13 protein-coding genes, 2 pseudogenes and 1 riboswitch are annotated in these 16,917 nt (G+C 39.2%); of the genes and pseudogenes, 8 read left to right on the top strand and 7 right to left on the bottom strand.

Going from position 1 to position 16,917, the window contains the following annotated elements:
- Nucleotides 1–245 precede the first annotated feature (245 nt).
- Nucleotides 246–479 (top strand): hypothetical protein, encoded by a 234-nt coding sequence (locus tag C509_RS26750; RefSeq protein WP_245542469.1) that lies wholly within the window; start codon nucleotides 246–248, stop codon nucleotides 477–479.
- Between the two features lie 310 nt (nucleotides 480–789).
- Here C509_RS26750 and C509_RS0111825 read toward each other — a convergent pair whose 3' ends face one another.
- Nucleotides 790–1,974, bottom strand: coding sequence for an MFS transporter (locus C509_RS0111825; RefSeq protein ID WP_018707145.1), 1,185 nt, complete (start codon nucleotides 1,972–1,974; stop codon nucleotides 790–792).
- Between the two features lie 25 nt (nucleotides 1,975–1,999).
- Nucleotides 2,000–2,461: a MarR family transcriptional regulator gene (locus C509_RS0111820; RefSeq protein WP_026319822.1), complete on the bottom strand. Its 462-nt coding sequence runs from the start codon at nucleotides 2,459–2,461 to the stop codon at nucleotides 2,000–2,002.
- 519 nt (nucleotides 2,462–2,980) lie between these two features.
- Here C509_RS0111820 and C509_RS0111815 point away from each other — a divergent pair.
- On the top strand, nucleotides 2,981–5,647 hold the full coding sequence (locus C509_RS0111815) for a DEAD/DEAH box helicase family protein (RefSeq protein WP_018707143.1): 2,667 nt from the start codon (nucleotides 2,981–2,983) through the stop codon (nucleotides 5,645–5,647).
- A 323-nt stretch (nucleotides 5,648–5,970) separates the two neighbouring features.
- On the opposite strand, the gene C509_RS0111810 is transcribed toward C509_RS0111815, so the two are convergent.
- Together C509_RS0111810 and C509_RS0111805 are read right to left on the bottom strand one after the other, a co-directional pair.
- On the bottom strand, nucleotides 5,971–6,210 hold the full coding sequence (locus C509_RS0111810; RefSeq protein WP_018707142.1) for a ferredoxin family protein: 240 nt from the start codon (nucleotides 6,208–6,210) through the stop codon (nucleotides 5,971–5,973).
- A 54-nt stretch (nucleotides 6,211–6,264) separates the two neighbouring features.
- Nucleotides 6,265–6,687 (bottom strand): hypothetical protein, encoded by a 423-nt coding sequence (locus C509_RS0111805; RefSeq protein WP_018707141.1) that lies wholly within the window; start codon nucleotides 6,685–6,687, stop codon nucleotides 6,265–6,267.
- Between the two features lie 172 nt (nucleotides 6,688–6,859).
- Between C509_RS0111805 and C509_RS25555 the strand changes: the two are divergent.
- The 4 genes and pseudogenes from C509_RS25555 to C509_RS24785 form a co-directional block, all read left to right on the top strand.
- Nucleotides 6,860–6,970 (top strand): annotated as a pseudogene (locus C509_RS25555) (SDR family oxidoreductase); the annotation flags it as partial.
- Between the two features lie 410 nt (nucleotides 6,971–7,380).
- Nucleotides 7,381–8,553, top strand: coding sequence for an IS256 family transposase (locus C509_RS0111795; RefSeq protein WP_018707139.1), 1,173 nt, complete (start codon nucleotides 7,381–7,383; stop codon nucleotides 8,551–8,553).
- A gap of 722 nt (nucleotides 8,554–9,275) precedes the next feature.
- Nucleotides 9,276–10,064 (top strand): alpha/beta hydrolase, encoded by a 789-nt coding sequence (locus tag C509_RS0111790; protein WP_018707138.1) that lies wholly within the window; start codon nucleotides 9,276–9,278, stop codon nucleotides 10,062–10,064.
- 376 nt (nucleotides 10,065–10,440) lie between these two features.
- Nucleotides 10,441–10,905: pseudogene (locus C509_RS24785) on the top strand (LysE family transporter); the annotation flags it as partial.
- A 333-nt stretch (nucleotides 10,906–11,238) separates the two neighbouring features.
- Here the strand turns inward: C509_RS24785 and thiT are convergent.
- Nucleotides 11,239–11,814 (bottom strand): energy-coupled thiamine transporter ThiT, encoded by a 576-nt coding sequence (gene thiT / locus C509_RS0111780; RefSeq protein WP_018707136.1) that lies wholly within the window; start codon nucleotides 11,812–11,814, stop codon nucleotides 11,239–11,241.
- A 68-nt stretch (nucleotides 11,815–11,882) separates the two neighbouring features.
- Nucleotides 11,883–11,980, bottom strand: a riboswitch (TPP riboswitch).
- Nucleotides 11,981–12,317: 337 nt separating this feature from the next.
- Between thiT and C509_RS0111775 the strand changes: the two genes are divergently transcribed.
- Nucleotides 12,318–13,919, top strand: coding sequence for an amidohydrolase (locus C509_RS0111775; RefSeq protein WP_018707135.1), 1,602 nt, complete (start codon nucleotides 12,318–12,320; stop codon nucleotides 13,917–13,919).
- A 39-nt stretch (nucleotides 13,920–13,958) separates the two neighbouring features.
- Here the strand turns inward: C509_RS0111775 and C509_RS0111770 are convergent, their stop codons facing one another.
- Complete coding sequence (locus C509_RS0111770) at nucleotides 13,959–14,291, bottom strand: DUF3784 domain-containing protein (protein WP_018707134.1); 333 nt, start codon at nucleotides 14,289–14,291, stop codon at nucleotides 13,959–13,961.
- Between the two features lie 392 nt (nucleotides 14,292–14,683).
- Between C509_RS0111770 and C509_RS0111765 the strand changes: the two genes are divergently transcribed.
- Nucleotides 14,684–15,637, top strand: coding sequence for a methyl-accepting chemotaxis protein (locus tag C509_RS0111765; RefSeq protein ID WP_018707133.1), 954 nt, complete (start codon nucleotides 14,684–14,686; stop codon nucleotides 15,635–15,637).
- 107 nt (nucleotides 15,638–15,744) lie between these two features.
- On the opposite strand, the gene trpB is transcribed toward C509_RS0111765, so the two are convergent.
- On the bottom strand, nucleotides 15,745–16,905 hold the full coding sequence (gene trpB / locus C509_RS0111760; RefSeq protein ID WP_018707132.1) for a tryptophan synthase subunit beta: 1,161 nt from the start codon (nucleotides 16,903–16,905) through the stop codon (nucleotides 15,745–15,747).
- Nucleotides 16,906–16,917 lie beyond the last annotated feature (12 nt).

Genomic DNA, 16,917 nt, shown 5'->3' with positions numbered 1-16,917 from the left:
AATCTTCCATGTCGGAATACTTTTTCACCGTCCGCCGATCTACCCCCATCTGCCGTGCTACTTCTGCATAGCTGCGACCTTTTGTATTCGTTTCGTATCTGATATAATTAACTTCAGCCATTGCTAACATCTCCTATACTACCTCCTGTAAAGATATGCCCAAACAGGAGTGTATGTATTTTTTCGGATGTTGGCAAGTGGCCTTTTTTATGTACATAAATTAGCTGCCGTTTCCTACATTTCTAGTGTGCCATAAACATATTACGGGTCGATATGAATTAGCAGATGGACTTGGTACAAGTTTTACGATTGAAAAGGATGGACAATTTATCATTTCATTTGAACATCAATTGTCTGTGCCACTTTATAAAATAGATGAGTCATATTATTGGGTACGCAATACAATGAGTTATGTAGATGTTGCGAATCATTTATTTATCGATGAAGGTATCGAAGTACCCTATCAAAAAGTCGATTGATATAGTCAGGAAAAACCATTTTGATCAATCTTTTTTCAAAATGGTTTCTTTTATTTAATTTCATTCAACTTACATTCACTTACTTTTTTTTCAAATAAAAACAGGTTGTCCCATCAAAATGAAATAGCCTGTAAAAGTTGGTAGGAATCGTGAATGATACGGTCTAAAATGGCTTCAGTGATGGTCCCATTTCCTAGCTTTAAGTGCTATCCACTTGGATCGATTTGAGAACAGTAATGGTTTGATCAAATTTTCCTGTAGTCGGAATAACGTGAAGCCCTTTGTAAAAGTGGATATAAATTATTGAATGTCATGATAAAAAGCTTTTCTTTAAAATCCTAAACTGTAATATTGAAGCAAGAAAAAGAAAACTACCTAAAAAGAAAAATACAAAACTACTTGATATGATACTATACAATCCAGTCAGCATGCCTCCAATTGTCATACCGAAATAACGGATAAAATTAAAAAGACCTAAAGCTGTTCCCCTATTTTCGATGTATTCATTACTTATAATAGTTGAAAAAAGCGGAGCAGAAAATCCAACTGTCATACCATAGCAAAATAAAATGATACTTAAACCAATGATGGATTTGGTGTGTAGTACACCAAATAATACCACTTGTAATGGCATGAAAAATAAAATAGCCATAAATAATACATTCAATGATATTTTTTTCTGTAAGTTTTTGAATAATGTACTTCCTAAAATCATACTAACAGTTAACGGTAAGTATAAGAGACCTACGATTTGCACAGATATGTGATAATAATCATGAAGTAATACTGGCAAGTACACAAGGATAGCAAAATAGATGAAAAACACAAAAAAACTTATAACCATTGTGCTTATACCTATATAATTTGAAAAAACAGCTATATAGTTTTTAACAAAGCAGCTTGTCTTTCTTCGAGAATTCTTTCTTTCATCGTTTGGAAGTATGTAAGCAATAAAAACAAACAATGCAGCAGAAATAACAGAGAGGAATAGGAAAATTCCTTGATAGCCATAATATTGCCCGAGTAATCCCCCTAAAATAGGAGCAATCGCTGGAGCAAGTGTAAGCAATATTTGATAAGTTCCCATTGCACTGCCTCTAGCTTGACCTTCAAATAATTGTGAAATCATGTTGATCGTTACTAAAGGGATAATTCCAGCACCAATAGCCTGAACTAATCTAGATATCATAAAGAGCATAAAATTAGTTGTAAAAGCGCAAATTATAGTTGAAATACTGATAAAAACGAAGCTGACCAATAATAATCTTTTTTGATTTTTAGCCTCAATAACCATTCCTAAAACGATTTGAATCATAGCAATAATAAAAATAAAACTACTCACTGTAAAATTTACCCAATTTATTGAGACGTTGAAAGAGTCCCGAATAAGAGGGATGGCGGGTGTGTAAATGTTCTGATTTAAAGAGGCAAAAAATGTGCATATACTTAATAAATACAACACAAATACTTTGATTTTAGATGTTCGACATTGCATATTCAACCTCCTTTTATAGATGGTCTTAATGGTGCTTCAGATTTTCCGTAAGGGCGTTTAAAAACCTAATAATAGTCTCCAATTCGACTGTGTTAAAATTATCCAAGATACGCAAATAGCTATTTCTTGCTTGTTCATGTAATCGGTCATGAATTAAAGCAAGCTCTTCCCCTGATTCTGTAAGAAGATAATAAACTTCTTTTTTATTATCTTCTTGTTTTGTTTTTACAAGGATATTATGGTGTAACAACTTCCTCACTGCTTTAGTAATAGCTGGTTTAGATAACTTTAGACATTCAGAGAGAGAAGTATTATTAGCCATTCCTTTCTCTTTGATTGTTGCAACAATGTGTAATTGAGTGAGTGTCCAATCTAAAGCGAGCGCTTCTTCCTGACCTACTTTATTGACTCTTCCCTTCTTCTGCGATGCTTCTCTTTCAGTAATAAAATGTTGTAGAGCCTTCAAGGCATCTTCTTTTTTATTCATATGATCCATTAATCTTTACACAACCTTACTTAATATTTCTTACAACATCCATATTGTTAACTAGTTAACAATATTATATGTCATTGATTTTTTGTATGTCAATCTAAATTTACAATGAAAGTGGATAAGGATTAAACGTCATGATAAATAGTGAATTTATATAGTATTCCAGTAGTGTCACAACTTCGCTTGTTATACGAGATCTTAGTCCCAACGAGCCTCGATCAAGTTTCTACAATAGAGGGATAACAATAAAGATGTTTAAACGATCCAGATCATTGAATAACATCCGGTATACAAGCAGGGTGTGATGACGTAAGGCTTAACAAGATACGATCTAGAGATCAAATAAAATTAGCAGTTTATAATTATACCAAGTTGTTTTTCCAAGTGTTCCGTAGCATCAGCTCATTTGCTTAAAATAAATTGAAAAGATTTGATTATTTGAGTTTAATGGAATATAGGAGCATATGATAAGGCTTAGCAAGCTAATAGATTGCATTTAGGCTGGTGAAGTAAATGAAGCAATTTCCTAACGGGATTAAATTTTGTTATCCTTGGCGAAGTTATCAACACGAAGTATTGGAACATTTGGATGGACATTTAGAAAACAATCATTTACACCTTGTCGCACCGCCAGGGTCAGGAAAGACGGTACTTGGTTTAGAGGTAATGCTACGGTTAAATAAACCAACGCTCATTGTGTCGCCGACGCTGGCGATACGAAACCAGTGGGTGGATCGTTTTACGGAGTTGTTCTTACAACAGTCAGAGCCACCAAATTGGATGTCAACCGATTTGAGGAATCCGAAGTTTGTAACGGTGACCACTTATCAAGGGTTACATGCTTTACTGGAAAGCAGAGTGAAGGAATTAGGTAGTGACTCCGATTTAGATGATATCGAACAAGAACAACATGAGTTTGATGCTTCTTCGAAAGAAGAGGCATTAGAAAAGTTGCTTCAACAAAATTTTCAAACGCTGATTTTAGATGAAGCACATCATTTAAGGACGAGCTGGTGGGAGACAACAATAACGTTTCGTGACCAATTGAATCATCCGGCTGTCGTTGCCTTAACCGCAACCCCGCCATATGATGTAGGTCAAGCAGAATGGGAAAAATATATTAAATTATGCGGGCCAATTGATGAAGAAATTGATATGGCTGCATTAGTCCGAGAAGGGGATCTGTGTCCGCATCAAGATTATGTCTGGATGTCTACACCCACCCCGAAGGAAGAAGGTCCAATTCGTGCATTTCGTGATGAGGTAAAGGCGTATATTCAAGCGTTAAAACAAAATAAAGACTTGATACGCCTATTAGAAAATCATCCGTGGATTAAATCGGAAGCATATCTTGAGGAAAGGTTGGCGAAATACGGTTATTTTATTTCAATTATTTTGTTTTTAAAAGAGGTTGGAAGCGACTGTTGGCAATTGCCATTTCAACAAATGGATGAAAAACATATTGATTTGCCGAAGTTTACTACTGAGTGGATGGAAGAATTGCTAGGTGGGCTCCTCTATCGTGATCCGCATATGAATGTGAAAGGCGAGCCGTTACAAAGTATCAGAAAAAAATTATCAGGAATCGGAGTACTTGAACGAAAGAATGTTCGTTTAACAGCAACGAAGGCGATGCAGCGAACTTTATTGCAGAGTGCTTCGAAGCTACAAAGTATAACGAATATCGTTTCCTTTGAAAAACAAGCGCAAGGGGATGATCTCCGACTTGTTGTATTGGCTGACTACATATATAAAGAAGATTTACCAAAAGCAGATCAAGATATGAAAATACTCAATCGGCTAGGTGTCATTCCAATCTTTGAAATGTTAAGAAGGCAATTAAAAAATCGTTGCCAGCTCGGTGTTTTAACCGGCTCTATCGTGATTATTCCAACTCATGCCGTTTCTCATTTGGATGCATTCGGTTTGAATTTTTCAGTTCAGCCATTACGGCATGATCCGGCATACAGTGAAGTGAATGTTGCTGGAGCATCTAGGCAAGAGATGGTTAAAGTCATAACAGCTATCTTTTCAGAAGGGCATATTGATACGCTAATAGGAACGACAGCTTTACTCGGAGAAGGTTGGGATGCGCCAAGCGTAAACACGCTTATTTTAGCGTCTTATGTCGGATCATTTATGTTAACTAATCAAATGAGAGGTAGAGCGATACGATCGGATAAAGCCAATCCCCAAAAGTGCGCAAATATTTGGCACTTAGTGTGTGTGGATGCAAACACGTGGGATGGAGGATATGATTATGCTTCATTATTTAGGCGGTTTCAATCATTGAGCGGATTAGATGAGGAATTGCCGATTATCGTCTCTGGAATAGAGCGTCTCCGCTTTACGTCTCCGCCATTTTCCTCTAGAAAAGTAGAAGACGTAAATCATCTCATGATGAAGCGGGCAACGCGTAAGGCAGACCTGTTCGAAAGGTGGCAAGAAGCAACAAATCTAGGAGAAAAGAAAAGAGAACAAGTGGATGTTGGAAAGGAATTTGTACCGAGACCATTTTTATTCGAGCATACATTGAAAACGCTGCTGATCATAACTGCATCAATCATCATAAGCATACTGTATGAAGCTGGAGTGCAAAGCAGCTATAAAGGGTTTGATAGCTTTTTGCCTCCGTTAATTTTTGCACTTGTTATCGGAGTGATCTTTTCTGCACCTTATTGGTGGAAGGCTCTCCGAATTTTTGTTGGCAACTCGTCGATTGAATCAAGTTTACAAACGGCGGGACAGATCATTTACGATGTTCTTTTTGAGATTGGGAGTATCGAAACACCGCCAAATCAAACCAAGGTCGTGGTAGAAGAATTATCAAACGGTATGGTCTGTTGTTCTCTTGAAAGAGGGACGCCCCACGAACAAAAGCTGTTTTTACAATCGTTACAGCAGTTTCTTGATCCGATAGATAATCCAAGATATATTCTTCATCGGACTTCTGGGAGAAGGTGGCATGTCCGCCATGATTACCATGCCATTCCTGATGAAATTGGACGCAAAAAAGAGTATGTGCAACTTTTTGAAAAAAAGTGGAAAAAGAAAATCGGGCGGGCATGCGCCATTTTTACAAGGAATGTTGAAGGCAGAAAGCTATTGTTAAAAGCACGGGTTAAGGCGATGTCGGGGAAGTTTGTCAAGCGCTCGGAACGAAAAAGTATCTGGAAGTAATAGTTGCCCTAAAAAAGCAGAATGGTTCATGGGAATATATAAGATGGTAAAAGAATATACATCTATTAAATAAAAGAACGTAAGAAGTACGGACTTAAAGGGCGTACGTCGTGCACCAAGTTCGAAGCGATAATCTTAATAAAAACATTGATATATCAACGTTTACAGGCTATCTCATTTTTGATAGGATAGCCTGTTTTTGTTTGGAAAAAGGTAAGTGAGTGTCATTTCTGTTTATGTTGGTATTTAGTATCGTGGTGTTGTCAGTTTTATTACTAATTGATAAGAGGGAAAATAAGTTATAAAAACATTTAGCTAATTAGCTAAATGTTTTTATAAAATTCAATGGCTTTCCGGATATATTTTTCCTCTCCCTCTGGCACTTCTTCTTCGTGATAAATTGCCTCAACAGGGCATACTGCTTGACATGCACCGCAATCAATACAAATGTCCGGGTCAATATAAAATTGGTCTGTTCCCTCGGCAATGCAATCCACAGGGCAGACATCTACACATTCTGCAGCTTTTTCTTGGATACAAGGAGATGTTATGACGAAGGACACTTGAAAAATACCCCTTTCTCATTAACACAGTCTCTATGCTCTTGTTTCCCATTATCAAGACCTTATACTAAGTAATACTTCATTCATCCGATTTAAGTTTTCCCGGATCTTTGCGGCACTTAAGTAATCAATTTTATTATGGTAGCTCTCGGTTTGCTCTAATTGCTCCTCAAGGGACATTTGTTCATATTGTTTAATATCATTTCCCGTTGAATGTTTATAATTCTCTATTAAGTTTGCCTCTAATTGTTGTACCAAGTTGTTTATTTTATTCAAATTTATAGTCATTGAAACAGCTTTATCTATCCGTTCCTCAACGGTGTTATTTGTAAACTCTGTAATTTTTGTATTTTCCTCATTTAACCCATTTTTTATATGCTGAAGCATTTGACTATGTTTCGGATCTACTTCCATGTGGTCAAGAATTTGTAATGTATCGCCCATTAATATTTGCAATCGTTTTAAGGCGTCTTGCATTATAGACTCCCACCTTTTTGAACATATGTCTTCATAATATGTATCAATTCATTGCATAATATACGGGAGATGAACAGTCTTCGTTGTCAACAGGGGTATTAACCAGCTCTACTGCCGCAAGATGATATCGGTAAATAGGCCTTGATATAACGAAGTTCACTAACTCTCCACCCGGCCAGAAGAAATTGCACATCTTGTCACCTTCTTAAGTAGTCCTCTTTCCTCGGCCATTAATGGTTCCTCGTTACGAATAGATGGGGGATTAGTACGTAGTGTGTTTTAAACAGCAAAAAATGTTAATATAATACATCAGCAAAGGGTAATGGCCCACTAATAAAAAATCACTCTCCATTTTCTACTTAAAATATCCAAATGAGTCTTGTTGTTATGAAAAAAATGAGAAACGATTATTTTGATCAAACTTCAATTTAAAGCTATGTTGGCAATTAATTTAATCTTAAAAAATTCAAAAGCGGAAGATATATTAAACGGTATAACTCCGTATAAAGAACAAGCCATTAAACTCAAAAACCTTATACTATTCATGGAAATATATTAGTAAAAAATACAGTCTTAAAGGCGCACGTCGTGAGAGCGTAAAATATTTTGTGTAAATGAATAAATAGAAAAAGGAAGACCTTTTCTTGTAGAATTAAGTCACCACAACCAATCCAAAGAAAAGAGGTCTTCCCTATGAACCAGTTTACAACAGATATTGTCGAGGCTCTAGTAAAAAAACAAGATATTACCGAGGTTTTTCGTTCACATTTAGAAACTGCGGTCAATTCGTTGCTCACGATGGAGCTGACTGCCTTTTTAGATTATGAAAAATATGACCGGATTGGCTTCAATTCAGGGAATTCACGAAATGGCTCGTATATACGCACGCTACACACAGAGTATGGCGATTTGAACATTTCGATTCCACGTGACCGCAATGGCGAATTCAAACAACAGACAGTGGCGCCTTACAAGCGCTCCAATGATACGCTAGAAGCCTTTGTCATTCATATGTTCCAAAAGGGTGTGACCATGTCCGAGATCTCGGATTTAATCGAAAAAATGTATGGACATCACTATACGCCACAAACGATTTCAAATATAACTCAAGCGATGAGTGAACAGGTGGAAGCCTTTCGGTCACGAAGACTTTCCTCTCGCTATGCTTGTGTGTATTTGGATGCGACATATATTGCCATAAAGCGCGAGACAGTTTCTAAAGAAGCTGTCTATATAGCTGTAGGTATACGGGAAGATGGATCAAAAGAGGTGCTTGCCTATACGATTGCACCAACAGAATCAGCTTTCGTCTGGAAAGAACTTCTGGAAGACATAAAAGAACGCGGTGTAGAAGATATTCTTTTATTCATCTCAGACGGCCTGAAAGGCATGACTGACAGTATTTCTTCAGTCTATCCAGAGGCTAAATATCAAGCGTGTTGTGTTCACATCTCACGTAACATTGCTCATAAAGTACGAGTCTCTGACCGGGCAGAAATCTGCGCGGATTTTAAATTAGTTTACCAGGCAGAAAGCCTTGAGATTGGACAGGAGGCTCTCCAATCATTTGTGGAAAAGTGGAAAGCATCATATCCTAAAGTGACAAAATCAATACTCGATAATCCCTATATATTCACTTTTTATGGCTTTCCCAAATCCATCTGGAGAAGTATTTATTCAACAAATTTAATAGAGTCCTTTAACAAACAAATCAAGAAGTATAGTAAACGCAAAGAACAATTTCCAAATGAAGAATCCCTTGAAAGATTTCTTGTTTCACAGTTTGAAAGCTATAATCAGCGATTCACTACGCGTTGCCATCGAGGATTCGATCAAGCACGTTCAGAACTGGCAGCAATGGTTTAAAGAGAAAAAATAAAGAGCGTTTATAAGAAAAGGAATTTCTTTATTTACACAAAATTATTGACGGTCCCCACGTCGTGCATCACAGTTCTCCAAGCAATCAATATTTAGAGAATAACTTAGCCCATTTACACTTATCGTAAATGGGTTTTTTTTATTAAAAACGGTTTTGAATCTTTTTTACTCGGTTATTGAGTTTTATTTATACCATTTAATATTTCTAGTTTGGAAGCTATTCCATCCGTTACTTCATGCATCTACTTAACAAATTTATCGGTTATTGTTTTCATTTGTGGTTTTTATAAAGTTTATAGAATGATTATTTAAAGTAAATAATCCATTTTATGAGCAGAAGACTTTAGCCCTTGCTACAATAGAATGGAATTGTCCAAACAACATTCTGAGAAAAAATCTAAAAATACCCTGGTTCTGTCCATAACTAAGCATACAGGAAACAAAGTAGCAGTCGCGTATCCAAGTATGTTCCGGGTTGTTTTACTTTTACGTAACTAGCAGCATTAAAACAAACGAACACAAAAGGACATGTTTCAACCTATCTCCAATACGACTTGCGTTCCCTGGTCCCATGAACAACTGCAACGCTGCACGGAGAATCCTTTCTTTTTTCCGTTCTTTCCGCTTTCTAATCCATTCATGATATACATCTCGAATTCAGCATGCTAAAAATTCTGTATCTATCAAAAAATCTCAAGGAGTGTGATAGAATGCCGACATGTGAAGTGAATAACGTGAAATTGTATTACGAAGTTCAAGGAAACGGTCAGCCGATTGTGTTCACGCATGGCGCTTCGTGGAATCACAAGCAATGGGAGCAACAGGTGGATTATTTCTCTTCGTTGTACCAGACGGTTGTATGGGATGTACGGGGTCATGGGTATTCAACTCTACCGGCTGGAGAAGTTGATTCGAACGAATTCAGTCAAGATTTGATTGGATTATTAGACCATTTAGGAATAAGATCAGCCGTATTATGTGGGTTGTCCATGGGCGGTCACATTTCATTGCAGACGGCGTTCACATATCCGGAGCGAGTAACAGGATTAATTTTGATTGGAACGCCGTTTACGAACACATTTAATTGGTATGAAAAACTGCTTGTTCCCTTTAACCGCTGGTCGTCGCGCTTAATTTCGATGAAACAGTCAGCTAAACTATCGGCCAAGATGTTGTCGAAATTCAACCCGGATAACCAAGCGTACATTGAAGAAGCGATGCAGATGATCCCGCACCATAACTGGGTACGCCTGTGGGATGCTATTACCAGAATGGAAAGCCGGGATGGCTTGCATAAGGTCGTCTGTCCAACTCTACTATTATGCGGCGATCACGATACGATGACTTTACGACAGCAATCGTACATGGAAACCCATATTCCTGGAGCTGAATTGAGGATAGTGAAAGACGCTCATCATGCTACCAATCTAGACAACCCTCAAGAAGTAAATAGGTTTGTGGAGCAGTTCCTTAAACAAGTCGGAAAGAATCTACTGTAAAGTTTTTTGAATGGTACTCCATTTTGATCCATCTTATTTCAAAATAGAGATTCTATATTTGCTGATAAAAGGTGGTTGCGATAAACCTTTTGATTCAAACTCTATTCTTTATTACTACAACAGGATAAGAGGTTTTATTCGATGATACGATGGGACAAACATTCTGTCTTTGGGAAAACTTCTGGAAAGTACTCGTAATACACTTAAGTGGCTTCAACCCTTTTTTACAATCCGTACCTCTTCGAAACGCTTGCATTGTAAGGCTCTTAACCATTTGGTTGGGAGCTTTTTATATTTAAGAGTAAGAAGTGAACTGGATGTATGAAATGAAAAGCAATAATATACAAGAATTCCTCAGATGTTTATTGTATTTTAGCTTGGATTATCGGTTGTAATTGCGAAATCAGTTATGTTGTTTTCCATTATAAAATATACAGGGGCGGCTTACTTGGTTTACTTAGGGATCCTCGCTTTTTTTACTAGGAATACACTTTCGATCGGGCAGATTCAAAAAGGGGATAAGCAATCATTTTCAACGAGAAAATCTTCAATATATAAAGAGGCTTATTTACAAGGAATGGTCAGTAACACGTTAAACCCGAAAACAGTTCTTGTCTATATTACGTTTATGCCGCAATTTATTCATTTAAGTGAAAATGTAAACAATCAGTTAATGATCCTTGGCCTGCTTTTAACGGGTATTGCAGTCAGTTGGTTTTTATTTGTTGTTTATTTATTGGATTATGTTAAAAAGTGGCTGCACAACTCACTTTTACAAAAGGTTTTCCATAAAGCAACGGGAGTACTTCTTATCGGGTTCGGTGTAAAAACTGCAGTTTAATGTTATCGAGGGGAATATAAGTTGAAAAAAGTGGGGGAGTCCGAAACAATCCAATTAAGGCTACACCTTGCTTTCTGAAGTTTTGGTAAAAAATCGAAAGTGATGGATGATTGGATGTACGATTATCCTTTTGTGATTTTTCTCTGGATAGCGATTTAGGTTCAGTGAGATATGATTGAATTGGGTGAAGGAGAACCTGATGAGGTTCCCAGCCTGAGTTGACGGAATTGGAAGGGGGAAAGACCATCGTCATATAGATGGTCTTTCCTGTGGGTTAGAGTTAGAGTACTAGCATTCTGGATTGGTCCTGATTAAAGCACTGATACTTATTCTTCATTTCACTTGCAGCAGACGAGGTGCCGTTGTGACAAGCAATGCAATCACAATAAAGCAAGTTAAGGAAGAGGCAATGCAAGAAGTGCCGTTTGCAATAAGTGAGTATAGAAAAGCTGATTGACCCGGAGGTGCGTATTGCCCCCAGAAAATGATTCCGGCTATGAAGTGCCAAATATACCTTGCAGCGCCGCCAATCAATATAGCCGCTAATAATAACAAGACCAGCATGACTTTTCCTTCAGATTTCAAAACATTTTTTATAGAAGGTGCAAGCAATCCTGCTGCACCAATAAAGCTGAATGCAATAAAATATTCAATTAACCCTTGAAGAGGGGTCAAAATTTGTCCAGCAGCATCCCCGGTTACAATTTGCAGCAGGCCCCACAAAAATCCTGAAGCAAACCCCGCCTTTATACCCCAGCGAAGCGATACGATAAAAATGGGTACCATGGAAACTGAGAACTTGATCGCTGGCGTTATTTGAATGGATGGAATCATATCAAGCATCATCGCAAATGCCGCAAAAATCGATACCTCCATCAGTGCACGTAATGACATCTTTTTACTTCCCATAAAAAAATCCCCCTGTGATGTGATGACCGATCGTAACCATAGGGGAACAACGGCAATGAAAATCTCATTGCCGTTTCATATACCATCCCTGCGCTAGCATTATCTAACAGGTTCAAAGGGTACGGAACGAATCCACTCTCAGCAAAAAGCTCCCCTTGGTACGCCGATTCAAATTTCTACCTTTTATTGTAGTAGATTTTGAAAAAAATGCAATCTCTATTATTGAAAGCTAGATACCTGGCCAATTATAAAAGGAGATATACTCGAAATATGAAATGGAGATAAGAAATGCAGATAAAGAGGGCCATTCTCTATTTCCCCATTGGAACCAAGATTAATCATTAGAGGGCTAACCGCTTACTAGAATGACTGAGGGATTGAAAAATAGACCGAAGGATTTCTTCTAGAGTTCCAGTAAAGTTTTGACCTATCACCACCTAAAGTTCTCTCTTTTGTTATAATAGATTAACAGAAAACTCGCACATTGGTGGAGGTAGGTAACCATGAGTTCGATCCAGTTTTTCAAGAACGGAAAGATTTTTCCGGCGGATGGGCAAAACAAGGAAGCGGATGCCATGATTGTCTGTAACGGCAAGGTTTCATGGATTGGAAAAGAGGAAAATATCCCTCCCGTTGAGGGAGTGAAGATTGATCTGGAAGGACGCCGAGTACTTCCGGGATTCATTGATGCCCACCTTCATCCATTGATGTTGGCGGAGACATCCAAGCAGATTTCATGCACGCCGCCAGGTGTGAAATCCATTGCAGACATGGTTCAAGCGTTGAAGAAGCTGATTAAAGGGCAAGGACCTGATTCATGGATGGAAGGCTGGGGGTATGATGAAGGGAAATTGGATGAAGGCAGGACGCCTGACAGGCATGATTTGGACCAGGCGGCAAAAGATGTTCCGATTGTTTTGACCCGGACATGCACCCATATTATTTCAGTAAACAGCAAGGCTTTGGAAATAGCAGGGATAACGAAAGCTACCCCGGATCCGCCAGGTGGAAAAATTGAACGTGACGAACAAGGAGAGCCGACGGGTGTACTGCGTGAAAGTGCAGCTGATTTGGTAAAAAGTAAAATCCCCGTAAAAAGCCTTGAAGGAAAGGCCGCATTGTTGGCGGAATACAGTGACACATTTCTTGCCAAGGGAATCACGGGAATTACTGAGATGATGGGAGACCATAACCCTATCGATTATTATGATATTTATAGAGCAGCTGTGAATAAGGGGATGAAGCAAAGAGCTGCCCTCTATTACAATTGGGGTGAGTTCCAACGGCTTGAGCTGAATGATCCATCCATCTTTGACAGCGAGCGGCCAGTTTATATTGCTGGAATTAAATTATTTGCGGACGGAAGCATTTCAGGCCAGACAGCTTGGGTCAATCCTGCGTTTGTAGGAGATGAAAAAAACTATGGAATTTCCACGACCAGTCGAGAGGAACTGCTGGCAGCGGGAAAAGCGGCGAAAAAATACGGTATTCAACTGGCTGTTCACGCAATGGGGGAACAGGCAATTGACCAGGTTGTTGACACTTTTTATAAAAAGGCTGACTGGTTGGCTGGCGCACCTTCTGTCCGGGTTGAACATGCCTCGCTTCCGACAGAGCGGGCACTCCGGCGTGCGGCTGAATCCGGAATTGCCTTTGTGACCCAGCCCATTTTTTTATATGCCGAAATAGAAAGCTACCTGAACCATTTGGGTGAAGAGCGCTCGAGAAAATCCTATCCGGTCAAAACAATTCTGGAGAAGGGGATTCAAGTGGCTTTTTCATCAGATGCGCCTGCAACTGCATGGGGTGATCCCGTGAACCCGTTTGTTGGTTTGGAAGCAGCTGTAAACAGGAAGGCTTATGACTGTACGGATATCGGGCGGGAACAGAGCATTCCAATAGAAACAGCGGTAGAGCTTTATACGAAAGCTGCACAGGCGGTCACCCGGATTCCTTGTGTTGGCCGACTTGCTCCGGGATACCATGCTGACTTCATTGTCCTTGAAAAAGATATCTTTGAGGCGGACAAAGCGGAGATTAGCAGCATGATTGTAGAAGAGACGTATATGGGCGGAAAAATGGTTTACAAGAAAACGAAAGTTTGAACAGGCTCCTTGCGATAGGGGGCTTTTTTCTGTATTTGGTCAAACATCATCGGACTTTCTTTTAAACCGATTCCCGGTATTTACATAAACAATAGCAAAAGTAACGATGATAATAAATAAAATAAGACCAATAATGAACAGCAACTCGTACTCCAATACTTCACTCAATCCCCACAACAAGATACTGAAACAAATGCCGTACATAATTTTGCCCATGAATTTGCACAGTGCTTTTTCATCATATTCGGCTTTTTCATGATCAGTCTTCGTATTATAGCCGGCAATCAAAAATGCGCCTTTCCCTTTTGACAGTATGACAGCAAAAATCAAAAATGGAATTAGAATAATAAAATTGACAATAGCTTCATTCATTACAGTGACCTTCTTTTCAAAAAAATAGACTTTAACCGATAAGTTTCATAGATTACTTTCGTAATATGATTATTATATCAACAATTGGCACAAGGTTGGGCTAACGGAGAAAAATGAATTGGGGAGATGTAGTAGAATCTGCAAGCTCTAAACAGTCGGGGAAAGAAAGACAGGACAATATCTTCAGTAATGACGTCAATTTACACAAGTGCTATGAACCAACACTTCTGCAATGATCCATATAGGGTTTTGATTGGTTTTTTCAATCTTCTATTATTGCGCTATATATATTCAATGAAATCCATGATGGCAGGTGGGGGATATTCTTCCATTCAGTTGAATGAAATGTGATATATTATGAGTATAAAAATAAAGTGGGAGATTAGAACCTCATGAAACACCAACTTTCTCAAGTGTCACCTTCCAGCACTCAAGTATTAGAAGAACATGCTGTACTGGCCGCTTTGGAACAAAGCTTGGCCATGATTGAATTTGACCCTCATGGGAAGGTGCTTTGGGCTAATGAAAACTTTGCACAGGCAATGGGGTATAGAACGGAAGAACTGCCAAATATGCATCATCGGAATTTTTGTACGCCAGATTTTGCTCAAGGTCCAGAATACCATGCTTTTTGGAGCAACTTTCGAAACGGACAATCTTTTCAAAGAAAGGTGCAAAGGGTGACCAAACAAGGGAGATTGATTTGGCTTGAAGCCACGTATACTCCAGTCTTTAATGACGAAGGGAAAGTCCAGGCAGTGGTTAAAGTAGCAACCGATATTACGGCTCGTGAAAATGCAGCTGCCAAGGTTACACATGACTTGCAGCATATGGCAGAAAGTTTGAAGTCGCGCGCGGAGGCAGGAATGACCCGAAGTTATGAAATTGCTTCTGCCATGAAAGAAATCACTGAAAAAATTAAAGCAAACATGGACATTTTGCAAACCCTTAATGTTCAAACGGAGGCTATTAGAAGTATAGTGGAAACTATCGGCAATATCTCTTCGCAAACTAAATTATTGGCCTTGAATGCGGCTATTCAGGCTGCCCATGCCGGTGATTATGGAAGAGGTTTTGACGTTATTGCGAAAGAAGTACAAAAGCTGGCGAATCAGGCAGAAAAGTCGACTCAGAAGGTCCATTCGAATGTGGAGGAAATAACAGGACAAGTGCACAATATCAGCTCTGGGACTATACAATTAGAGGAAATCATTTCTGAAAGCTATTTCCGTACTGAAAAAGCAGTTCATGAATTTAACGGCATTGATGAAGCGGCCCAGCAACTGGATAGACAAGCAAAAACTTTAGTAGAACAGCTGCAGGGAGATAATGTGAAAAGGGTTTAAAAATATACACCTCAGGTATAAAACTGATCTACTAAATCGTAAAAATTGTTGGTGGAATTCAATCAGGTTTACGTAAAAAAACAGAGGACATGGTCCTCTGTTACGGTTTATTTATTCTCCATTTCAAACACCTGTTGAACGTCCTTATCCCCGCGGCCGGAGAGGTTGACGATGATGATGTCATCCTTGTTCATTGTAGGCGCCAGCTTTAATGTTTGCGCTATAGCGTGGGCGCTTTCCAGTGCCGGTATAACCCCTTCTTTTTTGGACAGCAGTTTGAAGGCGTCCAGAACTTCTTCATTAGTCACTGTATAGTATTCTGCCCGCCCGGATTCCTTCAGATGGCTGTGTTCAGGGCCGATTCCGGGGTAGTCCAGGCCGGCTGCAATTGAATACGTCGGTTTCGGGTTTCCGTCTTCGTCAATGAGAGCAAGACACTTGAATCCGTGAAGTTCAGCGGGAACACCTTCCGTTAATGAGGGTGCTTGATCCGGTTCGACGCCGATCAGGCGGACATCAGGTTCATCGATATAATGGGCAAACGCCCCAATCGCATTGCTTCCTCCGCCGGTACAGGCGATGACGGCAGTAGGCAGTTTCCCTTCTTTTTCAATGATCTGCTTTTTAGATTCTTCACTGATCACCGACTGAAAATGTTTCACTATGGTCGGATAAGGGTGAGGGCCTACCGCCGAGCCAAGTAGATAAAAAGTGTTTTTATAATTCTGCACGAGGTCATTCAGTGCTTCATCCACGGCATCTTTCAAACGTCCCTGGCCTTTATCGACAGCAACGACCTTGGCACCTAACAATTCCATCCGGAATACGTTCAAAGCCTGCCTTCTTGTATCTTCAGCCCCCATATAAATGACGCATTCCATGTCGAACATGGCACAAGCGGTGGCAGTGGCCACGCCGTGCTGACCTGCTCCGGTTTCAGCGATTATCCGTTTTACTCCCATTCGTTTGGCTAGTAAAATTTGGCCGATGGCATTGTTGATTTTATGGGCGCCGGTATGGTTCAAATCCTCTCGTTTTAGATAGATCTTCGCACCACCAAGCTCCTTTGTCAGTCTTTCGGCAAAAGTTAACGGGTTTTCCCTGCCTATATATTCTTTTAAATAATAATTATATTCCTTAATAAATTCCTCGTCATGTTTATACTTCTCAAACTGCTCGTCTAAATGATCCAATACCTCTTGCAAGCCCGGAGGGACAAAGCTGCCTCCAAACTGTCCAAAATAACCTTTTTCCTGAACTATGCTCATCTCTTCTCAACT

This window comes from Siminovitchia fordii DSM 16014 = CIP 108821, assembly GCF_000374565.1.
Classification (GTDB): domain Bacteria; phylum Bacillota; class Bacilli; order Bacillales; family Bacillaceae_C; genus Siminovitchia; species Siminovitchia fordii.
This window is presented reverse-complemented; position numbering and strand designations above follow the sequence as displayed.

Excerpts from the sequence above, each read along its gene's own strand:
- C509_RS0111825 (WP_018707145.1), bottom strand. The coding sequence starts at position 1,974 with ATGCAATGTCGAACATCTAAAATCAAAGTATTTGTGTTGTATTTATTA.
- C509_RS0111820 (WP_026319822.1), bottom strand. The coding sequence starts at position 2,461 with ATGAATAAAAAAGAAGATGCCTTGAAGGCTCTACAACATTTTATTACT.
- C509_RS0111815 (WP_018707143.1), top strand. The coding sequence starts at position 2,981 with ATGAAGCAATTTCCTAACGGGATTAAATTTTGTTATCCTTGGCGAAGT.
- C509_RS0111805 (WP_018707141.1), bottom strand. The coding sequence starts at position 6,687 with ATGCAAGACGCCTTAAAACGATTGCAAATATTAATGGGCGATACATTA.
- C509_RS0111795 (WP_018707139.1), top strand. The coding sequence starts at position 7,381 with ATGAACCAGTTTACAACAGATATTGTCGAGGCTCTAGTAAAAAAACAA.
- C509_RS0111790 (WP_018707138.1), top strand. The coding sequence starts at position 9,276 with ATGCCGACATGTGAAGTGAATAACGTGAAATTGTATTACGAAGTTCAA.
- thiT (WP_018707136.1), bottom strand. The coding sequence starts at position 11,814 with ATGGGAAGTAAAAAGATGTCATTACGTGCACTGATGGAGGTATCGATT.
- C509_RS0111775 (WP_018707135.1), top strand. The coding sequence starts at position 12,318 with ATGAGTTCGATCCAGTTTTTCAAGAACGGAAAGATTTTTCCGGCGGAT.
- C509_RS0111770 (WP_018707134.1), bottom strand. The coding sequence starts at position 14,291 with ATGAATGAAGCTATTGTCAATTTTATTATTCTAATTCCATTTTTGATT.
- C509_RS0111765 (WP_018707133.1), top strand. The coding sequence starts at position 14,684 with ATGAAACACCAACTTTCTCAAGTGTCACCTTCCAGCACTCAAGTATTA.
- trpB (WP_018707132.1), bottom strand. The coding sequence starts at position 16,905 with ATGAGCATAGTTCAGGAAAAAGGTTATTTTGGACAGTTTGGAGGCAGC.